The sequence below is a fragment of the Devosia sp. SD17-2 genome, assembly GCF_029201565.1.
Taxonomy (GTDB): Bacteria; Pseudomonadota; Alphaproteobacteria; order Rhizobiales; family Devosiaceae; genus Devosia.
In genome coordinates, this window is sequence record NZ_CP104002.1 from 2,088,562 (window position 1) to 2,101,554 (window position 12,993).

The 12,993-nt window shown below is 62.5% G+C and carries 11 protein-coding genes; 3 read left to right on the forward strand and 8 right to left on the reverse strand.

Annotation, left to right across the window (positions count from 1 at the left end):
• Positions 1-3 precede the first annotated feature (3 nt).
• From secD to NYQ88_RS10315, 3 genes are read left to right on the forward strand one after another with little or no spacing between them, the layout of a single operon-like run.
• Entirely contained in the window at positions 4-2,559 is a 2,556-nt protein-coding gene (gene secD, locus NYQ88_RS10305; protein WP_275654810.1) for a protein translocase subunit SecD, read from the forward strand.
• Positions 2,543-2,950: an MTH938/NDUFAF3 family protein gene (locus NYQ88_RS10310; protein ID WP_275654811.1), complete on the forward strand. Its 408-nt coding sequence runs from the start codon at positions 2,543-2,545 to the stop codon at positions 2,948-2,950. The genes secD and NYQ88_RS10310 overlap by 17 nt, the downstream gene beginning before the upstream one ends.
• A complete protein-coding gene (locus tag NYQ88_RS10315; RefSeq protein WP_275654812.1) occupies positions 2,950-3,795 on the forward strand; it encodes a phytoene/squalene synthase family protein in 846 nt (281 codons plus the stop codon). Before NYQ88_RS10310 ends, NYQ88_RS10315 begins: the two co-directional genes overlap by 1 nt.
• A 185-nt stretch (positions 3,796-3,980) precedes the next feature.
• On the opposite strand, the gene NYQ88_RS10320 is transcribed toward NYQ88_RS10315, so the two are convergent.
• The 8 genes from NYQ88_RS10320 to NYQ88_RS10355 form a co-directional block, all read right to left on the reverse strand.
• A complete protein-coding gene (locus tag NYQ88_RS10320; protein WP_275654813.1) occupies positions 3,981-4,424 on the reverse strand; it encodes a YiiD C-terminal domain-containing protein in 444 nt (147 codons plus the stop codon).
• Positions 4,421-5,803 carry a methylenetetrahydrofolate--tRNA-(uracil(54)-C(5))-methyltransferase (FADH(2)-oxidizing) TrmFO gene (gene trmFO / locus NYQ88_RS10325; RefSeq protein WP_275654814.1) on the reverse strand — a complete coding sequence of 461 codons (1,383 nt, stop codon included), beginning with the start codon at positions 5,801-5,803 and terminating at the stop codon, positions 4,421-4,423. Before trmFO ends, NYQ88_RS10320 begins: the two co-directional genes overlap by 4 nt.
• A 45-nt stretch (positions 5,804-5,848) precedes the next feature.
• Entirely contained in the window at positions 5,849-6,409 is a 561-nt protein-coding gene (locus tag NYQ88_RS10330) for a type 1 glutamine amidotransferase domain-containing protein (protein WP_275654815.1), read from the reverse strand.
• A gap of 147 nt (positions 6,410-6,556) precedes the next feature.
• A complete protein-coding gene (locus NYQ88_RS10335; RefSeq protein ID WP_275654816.1) occupies positions 6,557-6,706 on the reverse strand; it encodes a DUF1127 domain-containing protein in 150 nt (49 codons plus the stop codon).
• A 199-nt stretch (positions 6,707-6,905) separates the two neighbouring features.
• Positions 6,906-7,058: a hypothetical protein gene (locus NYQ88_RS10340; RefSeq protein WP_275654817.1), complete on the reverse strand. Its 153-nt coding sequence runs from the start codon at positions 7,056-7,058 to the stop codon at positions 6,906-6,908.
• Positions 7,059-7,584: 526 nt separating this feature from the next.
• On the reverse strand, positions 7,585-10,479 hold the full coding sequence (uvrA, locus tag NYQ88_RS10345) for an excinuclease ABC subunit UvrA (protein WP_275654818.1): 2,895 nt from the start codon (positions 10,477-10,479) through the stop codon (positions 7,585-7,587).
• Between the two features lie 351 nt (positions 10,480-10,830).
• Positions 10,831-11,214, reverse strand: a complete 384-nt coding sequence (locus tag NYQ88_RS10350; RefSeq protein WP_275654819.1) for a rhodanese-like domain-containing protein — start codon at positions 11,212-11,214, stop codon at positions 10,831-10,833.
• A 231-nt stretch (positions 11,215-11,445) separates the two neighbouring features.
• On the reverse strand, positions 11,446-12,903 hold the full coding sequence (locus tag NYQ88_RS10355; RefSeq protein WP_275654899.1) for a succinate CoA transferase: 1,458 nt from the start codon (positions 12,901-12,903) through the stop codon (positions 11,446-11,448).
• Between the last annotated feature and the right edge of the window lie 90 nt (positions 12,904-12,993).

Consider the following 12,993-nt stretch of genomic DNA (forward strand, 5'->3'; position numbering starts at 1 on the left):
AAAATGCAGCATTCGCCGTTCCGCGCAGCCCTGATTCTGCTCGTTGCGATCGCGGGGATTCTCTTCGCCGTTCCCAACTTCCTTCCCAAGTCGACGCTTGATGCGCTGCCTGGGTGGTTTCCAAAGCAGGGCATGGTCCTGGGTCTCGATTTGCAGGGCGGCTCGCACCTGCTGCTCGAAGTGGACCGGGAGGGTATCGTCAGCCAGAGGCTGAGCGATGTGCGGCGCGATGCGCGTAACGTCCTCGCCAACCAGAATGGCATCGGCAATATCATCACCACCGATGAGGCGCGCAACGCGCTCTATATCGAGCTGACCGATCCCAGCCAGAAGGCGCAGGCCGAAACGGCTATCCGCGGCCTGCAGAACTCGCTCAGCAATGTGCTGTTCGGCGGGGTGGGGATCGACGAATTCGCCTTTGGCGAGACGGCTGACGGTCGCCTGACCATCACGCTGACACCCGAAGGCATTACCCAGCGCATGAGCTCGCTGGTCTCCCAGTCGATGGAAGTGATCCGCAGCCGTATTGACGAGCTGGGCACCACCGAGCCGTCGATCCAGCGCCAGGGCGACACGCGCGTTCTCGTGCAGGTTCCCGGCTTTGGCGATTCCACGCGCCTGAAAAACATCATTTCGCAGACGGCCCGCCTGACCTTCCACATGGTCTATCCGGGCATGAGCGCGGCACAGGCCGAGGCCCAGGGCCTGCCGGCCGGCACCATGATCCTGCCCAGCCAGACGGGCGGCTTCGAACTTATCTATGAAGACGTGGCGCTCGGCGGCGAGTCGCTCGTTGACGCCCAGCCGGCCTATGACCAGCAGCAGGGTATCCCTGTCGTCAGCTTCAAGTTCGACACGCGCGGCGCCATCACCTTTGGCGAAATCACCTCGCGCAATGTCGGCCAGCGCTTTGCCATCGTGCTCGACAACCAGGTGATCACCGCGCCGGTCATCAACCAGCCGATCACCGGTGGTTCGGGCCAGATCAGCGGCAGCTTCACCACGGCCAGCGCCAATGACCTTGCCGTGCTGCTGCGCGCCGGCGCACTGCCGGCCAGCCTCAACGTCGTCGAAGAACGCACGGTCGACGCCAGCCTCGGCGCCGACTCGATCCAGGCCGGCCTCACCGCAGGTGTCGTGGCCGCCGTGCTGGTGCTCGCCTTCATGGTGGTCGCCTATGGCGTCTGGGGCGTGTTCGCGAACGTCTCGCTGATCCTCAACATCGTTCTCATCTTTGCTGCGCTCTCGACCCTCGGGGCGACGCTGACACTGCCCGGTATCGCCGGTATCGTTCTGACCATCGGCATGGCCGTGGACGCGAACGTGCTGATCTACGAACGCATGCGCGAAGAGCAGGCGGCCGGCAAATCACCGGTGCAGGCCATCCAGGCCGGTTTCGAGCGCGCGTGGGGTACCATCATCGACTCGCACCTAACGCAGCTCGTTGCGGCCGTGGTGCTCTACTTCATGGGCTCGGGCCCGGTGCAAGGCTTTGCAGTGACGCTGGGCCTCGGCATCCTGACCTCGCTCTTTACCTCCTACACCGTGACCTCCTTCCAGGTCAGCCAGTGGTTCAAGATCGTTCGGCCCAAGAAGCTGAAGATCCAGCACTTCCGCTTCATTCCGGACGGCACCAAGATCCCGTTCATGAAGATCTCGCGGACGGTGATCGCGCTCTCGATCGTGATGACCGTGGTTTCCATCGGCACCGCCTATTTCAAGGGCTTCAATTTCGGCATCGACTTCGTCGGTGGCACGGCGATCGAAGTTCAGCATGTGGGCGGCCCGGCCGATGTCGGCTATGTCCGCTCGCTGCTGAGCGATCTCGACGTCGGCGAAATCCAGATCCAGGGTTTCGGGACGCCGCAGGACGTGCTGATCCGCGTGCAGGCGCAGGAAGGCGGCCAGGAGGCCGACCAGATCGCCGTCGCCAAGGTGACCGACGCGCTCGCGGCCGAGAACTACGAAGTGCGCCGAACCGAGGCAGTGAGTGGCACGGTTTCGGGTGAGCTCGCCTGGAAGGGTACGCTCGCCGTCATCATCGCGCTCGCGGCAATCCTGATCTACATCTGGATCCGCTTCGAGTGGCAGTTCGCCATGGCGGCAGTGACGACGACCTCGCACGATCTGATCATGACGATCGGCCTGTTCTCACTGGTGGGGCTGGAGTTCAATCTCTCCTCGATTGCGGCGGTGCTGACGCTTGTCGGTATCTCGCTCAACGAGACGGTGGTTGTGTCCGACCGTATCCGTGAAAACCTCGTCAAATATCGCAAGATGCCGCTGCCGGAGCTGATCGATCTCTCGATCAACCAGACCATCGTGCGTACGTCGTTGACCCAGTTCACCCTGTTGCTGGCGCTCGTGCCGCTGGTGCTGTTTGGCGGCGAGTCGCTGCGCAGCTTCACCATCGCCATGACCTTCGGCTCGCTGGTGGGCATGTATTCCTCGATCATCGTCAACGGCCCGATCCTGATCAATTTCGGCCTCAAGCAGAAGACGGACGCCGAATTGGCGGCGGCCCGGAAGGAAAAGTCGGCGGATGGCGCATCCGTCTGATTCCAGCCCTGCTGGTGCGGCCCATTATCCGCACCAGGTCGGCATAGATGCTTATGGCAATGGCGGGTTCCGCTTTGCTGATCTGTCGCACCGCGGCTCCTTGCTCTGCCTGCCTTCGGGCATGCAGGGGTGGGGGGCCGCCAGCGCAGCCGAGGTCACGCTCGAGAGCCTGTCACCCGTCCTTGAGATCGCCGACGCGGTCGATGTGCTGCTGATCGGGCTCGGGTCCGAAATCGCTGCCATCGATCCGGCAATCCGCCAGGCGTTTCGCGAGCGGCAGGTGATTATCGAAGCCGTCAACACCGGCAGCGCCGTGCGCACCTATAATGTGCTGCTGGCCGAAGAACGCGCCGTTGCGGCCGCCTTCATTGCCGTCGAGAATGCCCGCTGATGGCGGACGGCAGTTTTTCTCAGGCAGCTGAAACGCTGCGCTCCCTCGATCGCGACCGCTATCTGTCGACGCTGGTGCTGCCGGCGGCGGCGCGGGACGGCGTCACTTCGATCTTTGCCTTCAGCGCTGATGTGGCGGCTATCCGCGCGCGGATTACCAGCCCCGCTGCGGGAGAAATCCGGCTGCAATGGTGGAACGATGCGCTGAGCGGGCCGGAGCATGGCGATGTGCGCCAGAACCCGGTTGCCAATGCGCTGATGCAGACCCTGTCGGCCTATGGTCTGCCTGCCGGTACGCTGCTGCGCCTGCTCGGTGCGCGGCGGTTTGATCTTTATGACGACCCCATGCCGGATCTGCCGAGCTTTGAGGGCTATGCCGGCGAGACGGCTTCCACGCTGCTGCAGCTGTCGGCGATGATCCTCAACGCGGGGGCTCCGGTGGAGCCGGGCGATGCCGCAGGGCATCTCGGGGTGGCGCAGGCCATGGTGGGCCATTTGCGGGCCTTCGGGGTCCTAGCTTCGCAGGGGCGGATCATGCTGCCCTGGTCGATCTTTGAAGCCAATGGCGTGCGCGAGGGCGAGATCTTTTCGGGCACCGACAGCGAGGGATTGCAGGCGGCTCTGGGGCAGATCGCCGAACTGGCGGCAGATCACCTCGCCAAGGCGCAGGTCGCCATCGACGCCTTGCCCAAGGCGCTGCGACCGGCTTTTGCGATTTACCCGGTGGTGGCGGCGCAGCTGCGTCGGTGGAACGCCAATAGCGCGCAGCCCTTTGCTGTACCCGTTGAAGAAGCCGATTGGCGCAAGATCGGCCGCATCAGTTGGTGGGCGCTGCGGCAGCGGTAAGCTGCCCTCATAAAGGGCCCCCTCATCCGCCCTTCGGGCACCTTCTCCCTCAAGGGGAGAAGGGAGGTTCGAGTTCCGGACTGGCTTCTTGAAAGTCTCGGTATGGGCTGCGAATGCGGAGCGGCTTTCCCTCTCCCCTTGAGGGAGAGGGTGGATCGACCGAAGGTCGAGACGGGTGAGGGGTATTACTGCTCGGCAATGGCGACGAAATCGCCGGTCAGCCGGCCTGCGACTTTTCCCTCGAACATCAGCTCTGACGAAACGCTGAGGCGGGCGCGGCCGCGTCGCGCCATGGTGGCAAAGAAGCTGTCGAGATCGGCGCCATCAAGCGTGGCGACGGCCATGAGATCGCCAGCCACGGGAAGCAGATAATCGATGGTCGATCGCTGGATGACGAGGCGGTTAGTAATGCCTTCCGCGGCGAGGCGCAGGTGGAGGACTGACCACGCTGCGAGCAGCGCCAATGTGGCGCCGCTGCCGCCGAAGGCCGTTCCATGCACATTGATATTGGGCTCAAGCGGCGCGGTCAGTTCGACGCGTTCGGCGCTGGCGAAGAGGGTCTGCACACCCATGGCCCGGGTGATCGGGATGTGGGTGTGCAGATATTCGTCCAGCGCCGAAGGGGTCATTGCCAGGCCTTGAGGTCTTCGAGGGCGCGGGTGGTGATGGCCTTGCGCTTGGCCATGGTCTTTTCGGTACCCTTCCAGCGTTTTACGCCTTCCGGCTTTTCGATGGTGACTTCCGGGAAGAGGCCGAAATTGACGTTCATCGGCTGGAAGGAGCGGGCGCCGCTATAGCTTTCCGCCTCGACATGGCCACCGGTGATGTGGCCGATTAGAGCGCCGAAGGCCGTGGTAACAGGCGGCATGGCGAGGGTTTCGCCGCGCGCTTCGGCAGCAGTGAGGCGGCCAGTGATCAGCCCGCAGGCGGCGCTTTCTACATAGCCTTCAACACCGGTCACCTGACCGGCGAAGCGGATGCGCGGGTCGGCCTTGAGGCGCAGGTCAGCGGTCAGCACCTTCGGGGAATTGATGAAGGTGTTGCGGTGCAGCCCACCGAGGCGGGCGAACTGAGCGTTCTCGAGGCCCGGGATCATGCGGAAGATTTCCGCCTGGATGCCGTAGCGCATCTTGGTCTGGAAGCCGACCATGTTCCACAGCGTGCCCAGGGCATTGTCCTGGCGGAGCTGGACGATGGCGTAGGGCTTTACCGTGGGATTGCGCGGATTGGTCAGGCCAACCGGCTTCATCGGGCCATGGCGCAGGGTTTCGGCGCCGCGTTCGGCCATGACTTCGATGGGCAGGCAGCCGTCGAAATAGGGGACCTTTTCCCAGTCCTTGAATTCGTGCAGCGGGGCGGTCTTCAACGCCTCCACGAAGGCATAGTACTGGTCGCGGTCCATCGGCAGATTGAGATAATCCGCACCGTTGCCGCCGGGGCCTACCTTGTCATAGCGCGACTGTTTCCAGGCGATGTCATGGTTGATGCTGTCGTAGTGCACGATTGGCGCGATGGCATCGAAGAAGGCGAGGGAATCTTCGCCCGTCTTGGCCAGAATTGCTTCGGCCAGGGCCGGCGAGGTCAGCGGGCCGGTCGCGATGATGACGTGGCGCCAGTCTTCTGGCGGCCAGCCGGCGATTTCCTCGCGCTGGATGGTGATGTTGGGGTGATCCTCGATCGCCTTGGTGACGAGGGCCGAAAAGCCGTGGCGGTCGACGGCGAGGGCGCCACCGGCCGGCAGCTTGCTCGCATCGGCCGCCTTCATGATCAGCGAGTTGCAGCGGCGCATTTCCTCGTGGAGGAGGCCGACAGCATTGTGCTCGTGGTCATCGGAGCGGAAGCTGTTGGAGCAGACCAGCTCGGCAAAGCTGTCCGTGCTGTGCGCGTCCGTCTCTTTGACGCCGCGCATTTCGTGGAGAATGACCTGCGCACCGGATTCAGCGGCCTGCCATGCGGCTTCGGAGCCGGCGAGGCCCCCGCCAATGATATGAATGGGTTCTTGTGACATGGCGAGCCAAATACCAAGCCCGCCATGCCCCCGCAATGGGCGAGTTCATGCAGCGCGTCGTTCGTGACGGCCTTCGTTGATTTCTTCGGCAATCTTGTCGCAAAAAGCGTCGAGATCGCCGGGGTTGCGGGAGGTAATGAGGCCCTGGTCGGTGACGACGGCACTGTCTTCCCAGAGCCCGCCGGCATTGACGACATCGGTCTTGACCGAGGGGTAGGACGTGACCTTGCGGCCCTTGATGATGCCGGTTTCGACCAGCAGCCATGGCGCGTGGCAGATTGCGGCGACGACCTTCTTGTCATCCCAGAAGGATTTTATGAAATCGAGCGCTGACTGCTCGACCCGCAGGAGATCGGGATTGATCTGGCCGCCGGGGAGGACGATGGCGTCGTAGTCGTCGGACTTGGCGTCGGCGAGGGTCTTGTCGACGGGAACGCTCTGGCCCCAGTCATCCTTGTCCCAGCCCTTGATCTCGCCGGCTTCGAGAGAGATCACCTCGACCCGCGCGCCGGCTCCACGCAGTTTTTCGAGAGGGACCTGGAGTTCGGACTGCTCGAAGCCATGGGTGGCGAGGATCGCAATCGATTTGCCTGTGAGGTCTTTCATCTGAAAACTCCATCTGTTGGGGTGTGTTCAGCCAACGGGGCGTGGAGTCGATGGTTCCTCAATGTACGATCACGGAGAGGGCAAAAGAAAACACCCGCGTCTCAGAGAGATGCGGGCGTTCGGTTTGTAGTAAGTGCCAAGTCTCTATTAGAGAGTGTTGGCATGGTCGCGAGCAATACGATTGATATCGGTGCGAGCGATGCCCAGGTCGTTGAGCTGGCGATTGTCGAGAGCGGCCAGTTCACGCACGGTCTGCTGATAGGCGGTCCATTTCTTGAAAGTCTTGCGAATGTCCATTTGAAAGTCCCTTTCGTTTACGATGATAGATATAGGCCGGGCCCCTCGGGACGAGCAGATAGAAAAATCTCAAAGAAGCTATGCGTTTTCTGCAAGTCGTTAATCGTGGTCGTTCACCTTCGGTTAAGGCTCCCGGCAAAGCTGTGGCCGCCGGAGGGCGATCCGGCGGCCACTCAGAATTTCGGGGCGGCTTGCAGGCCTAGCGATCGAAGAGCGACCGCGTCATTTTCGAGAAGTCAGGCCCGCTAAGCCCCAGCATGTCGGCATCTCGCGTGGTTGGGACGTCCAGTTCCCGCAATTGCTGCTTGATGTCGACCAGGCGCTTCAGGCGCCAGACGGCACGCACGAACATGGTCATATATCCTCAGGGCTGGTTGCAGAAAAAAGAGGATGAGCCGATTTGCGGGTGCTTTCCAGAGAGGAGAAAGCAGGCGCTGCATGCGTTGAGCGCATGGCGGTTTTTATAAGGTTCAATGAGGTGCTGAAAATGACGGCAGTGGTCAATTCAGCGGCAGTTTCTCGCGCGGCGCATGGGCGTCGTCGCTGACGGGGGCGGAGTGCCTGCCGACTGCTCGCATTTGGGTATGCGTGTTGTGAATGAGAAGAGCGATGCGGCAATGCGTCCCATGAGGCGCTGCGTGCTGGGTCCGTGTGGCGCGCAGGTGGCCCCGCCCTCGGTCCAGCAATTCGAACGTCGCCCGCATGGCCTTCCTGGTTTGAAAGGCTCCACCGGAGCCTTTCATCCTTCTGATCGCCTTCGGAACCCTAGAACGGAGAGGCGGGCGATGGAGCCGAGAGAGTATCGGGTGCGGACCCCGCCTAACAAAGATCCCCGCTTTCGCGGGGATCAAATGGTGACGCGGTTTGTTGGCCGAACCTTACTCCGCTGCCCTTGTCGCAAAGTGGGGGCGGCGCTCCATGACTTCCTTGAGGAAGTGGCCGGTGTGGGACCGGGGATTGGAGGCCACCTCTTCGGGGGTGCCGCTGGCGACGATCTCGCCGCCGCCGTCACCGCCCTCGGGGCCAAGGTCGATGATCCAGTCTGCCGTCTTGATGACTTCGAGATTGTGCTCGATGACGATGACGGTGTTACCGCCATCGACAAGTTCATGAAGCACTTCAAGAAGCTTGGCTACGTCGTGGAAGTGGAGTCCGGTTGTCGGCTCGTCGAGCATGTAGAGCGTGCGGCCGGTGGCGCGCTTGGAGAGCTCTTTCGACAGTTTCACGCGCTGGGCTTCGCCGCCGGAGAGGGTGGTGGCGGGCTGTCCGACCTTGACGTAGCCGAGGCCAACGCGCTGCAGCGTGGCGAACTTGTCGCGAATGACCGGGACAGCCGAGAAGAACTCGACGCCCTCGTCGATGGTCATGTCGAGGATGTCGGAGATCGACTTGCCCTTGAACTGGACTTCCAGCGTCTCGCGATTGTAGCGCTTGCCCTTGCAGACGTCACAGGTGACGTAAACGTCGGGCAGGAAGTGCATCTCGATCTTGAGAACGCCATCTCCCTCGCACTTCTCGCAGCGGCCGCCCTTGACGTTGAAGGAGAAGCGGCCGGGTCCGTAGCCGCGGGTTTTGGCTTCCGGCAGGCTGGCGAACCATTCGCGCAGGGGTGTGAAGGCGCCAGTATAGGTGGCCGGATTGGACCGCGGCGTGCGACCGATCGGCGATTGGTCGATATCGATGACCTTGTCGAGGAATTCGAGCCCGGTAAGGCTTTCATGCGGAGCCGGGACAACGCGGGCGCCGTTGAGGCGGCGGGCGATGGCCTGGTACATGGTGTCGATCATGAGGGTCGACTTGCCACCGCCGGACACGCCTGTGATGGCGACGAACATGCCGAGCGGAATGTCGACCGAGACATTCTTGAGATTGTTGCCGGTGGCGCCCTTTACGGAAAGGGCCTTACCCTTCTTGGCCTCGCGGCGCTCTGGTGGCACGGGAATGCCCATGCGGCCGGAGAGATATTTGCCGGTGAGGCTGTCCGGGTGGTTGAGAATGTCCTGCGGTGTGCCTTCGGCGACAATGTTGCCGCCGTTGACGCCGGCACCGGGACCGATGTCGAGGACATAGTCGGCGGTGAGGATGGCGTCCTCGTCGTGCTCGACGACGATGACCGTGTTGCCGAGGTCACGCAGACGCTGCAGGGTTTCGAGCAGGCGTGCATTGTCGCGCTGGTGCAGGCCGATGGATGGCTCGTCGAGCACATAGAGCACGCCGGTGAGACCAGAGCCGATCTGGCTGGCCAGACGGATGCGCTGGCTTTCGCCGCCCGACAGCGTGCCGGAATTGCGCGACATGGACAGATATTCAAGGCCCACGTCGTTAAGGAATTTCAGACGCTCGCGGATTTCCTTGAGGATGCGCTCGCCGATCTGGCTCTGTGTGGGGGTGAGCTTGTCAGAGAGATCAATGAACCACTTCGAGGCGTTCTTGATCGACATCTCGCTGACCTTGCCGATGTGCAGGCCGTCGATCTTGACCGCCAGCGTTTCGGGCTTGAGGCGATAGCCGCCGCAGGCAAAGCAGGGCTTTGCCGACATATATTTTTCGATCTCTTCGCGCATGCCGGCGCTTTCGGTTTCCTTGTAGCGGCGCTCAAGGTTGCCGATGACGCCTTCGAACACCTTTGAGGTGTTGTACTGGCGCAGGCCGTCGTCATAGACGAAGTCGATCTTGGTCTTGTCAGTGCCATAGAGCACGGCGTGCTGCACCTCGAAGGGCAGCTCGTTCCAGGCGGTGCCGGTGGAGGCGCCAAAATGGCGCGCCACAGCCTGCAGGGTCTGGAGATAGAAGGGCGCGCTGGTCTTGGACCAGGGCAGGATGGCGCCATCGCGCAGCGACAGAGTGGGATCGGGAACGATCTGATCGGGGTCGATCTTCTGCTCGGTACCGAGGCCGTCGCAGACCGGGCAGGCGCCAAACGGGTTGTTGAACGAGAACAGGCGCGGCTCGATCTCGGCAATGGTGAAGCCGGAGACCGGGCAGGCGAATTTTTCCGAGAAGGTGATCTGGCGGGCGGTGCCGTCCTCGTTCTTCTCATCAGCAAATTCAATCAGGGCAATGCCCTCGGCCAGCTTCAGCGCGGTCTCGAAACTTTCGGCCAGGCGGCCGGAGATGTCGGGGGACACGACGAGACGATCGACCACGACCTCGATGTCGTGCTTAAACTTCTTGTCGAGCGCCGGAGCGTCCTCGATTTCGTGGTACTCGCCATCGATCTTGACGCGCTGAAACCCCTTGCGCATCAGGTCGGCGAGTTCCTTCTTGTACTCACCCTTGCGGCCACGCGCGATGGGGGCCAGCAGGTAGAGGCGGGTGCCTTCGGGAAGCTCGAGAACCTTGTCGACCATCTGCGAAACGGTCTGGCTCTCGATCGGCAGGCCGGTGGCGGGCGAGTAGGGAACGCCGACGCGCGCAAACAGCAGGCGCAGGTAATCATAGATCTCGGTGACCGTGCCGACGGTCGAGCGCGGGTTACGCGACGTGGTCTTCTGTTCGATGGAAATGGCGGGCGACAGGCCCTCGATGTGCTCGACATCGGGCTTCTGCATCATTTCAAGGAACTGGCGCGCATAGGCGGAGAGGCTCTCCACATAGCGGCGCTGGCCTTCGGCATAGATGGTGTCGAAGGCGAGCGAGGATTTGCCCGAGCCGGACAGGCCCGTCATGACGATGAGGCTGTCGCGCGGCAGCTTGACGTCAATGCCCTTGAGGTTGTGTTCACGCGCCCCGCGAACAATGATCTCGCGGTTCTGGCTGGGCATAGACTTCATTTTCACGTCCGTGGCTCGTCGTGCCGGTCGAAGGCACAGCAGCAATGGGTTCAAGGGGGCTGGAGAGCCCTTCAAATAGGCGTAGCAAGGGCGGGCTGCAAGCCGTCCTTATACCGGTGTCTGGCGGCGGCTTTCACCTTAGCGTGTCCCGGCGGCCGTGCGAAAGCACCTTTGAATAAAGTGAACGTTTGCAGAACATCCCGGATTCGGTCAAGCTGCTATGGGCAATGGCGCTGACAGATGGTGTCAGCAGCGTTTTGGCGGCCGGGATCGTATTCCATCGGTGGAGCCGGTCTGGGGAATGAGAGAGAAGGGCGCCTTGCCGAGGGTCGGCAAGGCATCATCAGGGCGTCAGACTTTTTCGACTTCGCCGCCGGCGTCGACCCAGTCAGGCTTGAAGCCGCCGAGATTATAGACGTTGGTGTAGCCCATCTGCTTGAGGGTGGCGCCGCTGAGGGCCGAGCGGCCGCCGGAAGCGCAATGGAGAATGACGGGGCGATCCGTCGTGAGATTGGCATCGTGATATTGCGAGGCCGCATCGGCCCGGAACTCAAGCATGCCACGGGGGATGTTGATGGAGCCGGGTATCTTCCCATTGGCCGCCAGTTCGGCGCTGTCGCGGACGTCGACGATGACAGCGTTCTGTTCCTCGACCATGCGGCGGGCTTCGTCGGCGGAAATGCGGGGCACCGCTGCATTGGCTGCGGCGAGCATGTCTTTCACATTGGCAGACACAAGGACCTCCTCTGATGTGTGCGGAGGGGAGGATAGGCCGGGCGCGTGGCGGAAGCGAGGCCGGTGTTTTTCGGGGGCGGCGGTGAGGAACCCCCACCTAACCTCCCCCTGGTAGGGGGAGGGACGCATTGAGGGTGGGGTGGCCGCGGTGCCGTAGCAGCGAGCGATAATAGGGAGGTGGACCACCCGGATGAACCGGGTGGTGAGGGGCAGCTGGGGCCTGGTGTCGCCTCAGGCTTTCATCGAGCCGGTTTGCTGGCGGCGGGTGTGCCAGGAGAAGGCTTCTTCGAGGATGTGCGGGGTGTGACCGCCGCGCTGGGAGGCGCGGGTGAAATAGTCGTCCATCTGGGCGCGGTAGCTTGGGTGGACGCAGTTGTCGATGATCACTCGCGCGCGTTCGCGGGGCGCGAGGCCGCGCAGATCGGCGAGACCGACTTCGGTGACGAGAATATCGACATCATGCTCGGTGTGGTCGACATGGCTGACCATGGGCACGACCGAAGAGATGGCGCCATCCTTGGCGAGCGACTTGGTGACGAAGATGGAGAGATAAGCGTTGCGGGCGAAATCGCCGGAACCGCCAATGCCGTTCATCATCATCGTGCCGTCGACATGGGTGGAATTGACGTTGCCGTAGATGTCGAATTCGAGCGCAGTGTTGATGCCGATGATGCCGAGGCGGCGGATGACTTCCGGATGGTTGGAAATTTCCTGGGTGCGCAGGACGAGCTTGTCCTTGTAGCGGTCGAAATCGGTATGGATGCGCGAGGCATAGGGGGCGCTGAGGCTGAAGGAGGAGGCCGAAGCAAAATTAAGCTTGCCGGCGTCGAAGAGGTCGAAGGTCGAGTCCTGCAGGACCTCGCTGTACATGCTCAGGTTTTGGAAGGGGCCATCGGCAAGGCCGCGGAGCACGGAATTGGCGATGGACCCGACGCCGGCCTGCAGCGGCTGCAGCGAGAGATTGAGGCGGCCCTTGGCGACTTCGCTTTCGAGGAGCGCGATCAGGTGGCCGGCAATGGCCTTGGTGTCGTCATCGGAGGGGACGACGGAGGAGGTGCTGTCGACCGTGTCGGTGACAACGATGGCGGCAATCTTTTCGGGCGGGATCTCGATATAGGGCGAGCCGATGCGGCTGTCGCAGGCCATAAGCGGGATAGGCGCGCGGGTGGGGCGCTTGGAGGGGATATAGATGTCGTGAAGGCCATCCAGCCCAAGTGGCTGGGCGAGGTTGATCTCGACGATGACCTTGTTGGCGAGAATGGCGAGGCTGGCTGAATTGCCGATCGATGTGGTGGGCACAATGGCGCCGGTCTCGGTGATGGCGGCGGCTTCGATGATGGCGTAGTCGACCGGACCGAGTTGCCTTGAACGGAGATGTTCCACAGTCTCGCTCAGGTGCTGGTCGATGAACATGACCTCGCCGCGATTGATGGCTTTTCGCAAGGTCGGGTCCGCCTGGAAGGGCATGCGGCGAGCGAGGACGCCGGCTTCGGTGAGCTTGTGGTCGATTTCGTGGCCCAGCGACGCGCCGGTGATCAGCGTGATCTTGAAGGGGTCAACATGTCCGCGCGCGGCCAGGGCCAGGGGAACGGCCTTGGCGTCGCCGGATTTGGTGAACCCGCTCATCCCAATGACCATGCCATCCTTGATCAGGGCGGCGGCGGCTTCGGGCGTCACGATGCGGCCCATAAGGTCGGGATGGCGGATGCGGGTGGTCAAGTCGCTCACAGGCGATCTCCTCAGTGTCATAACCAACTGCGTCCGGGGGCTCCCAAACCA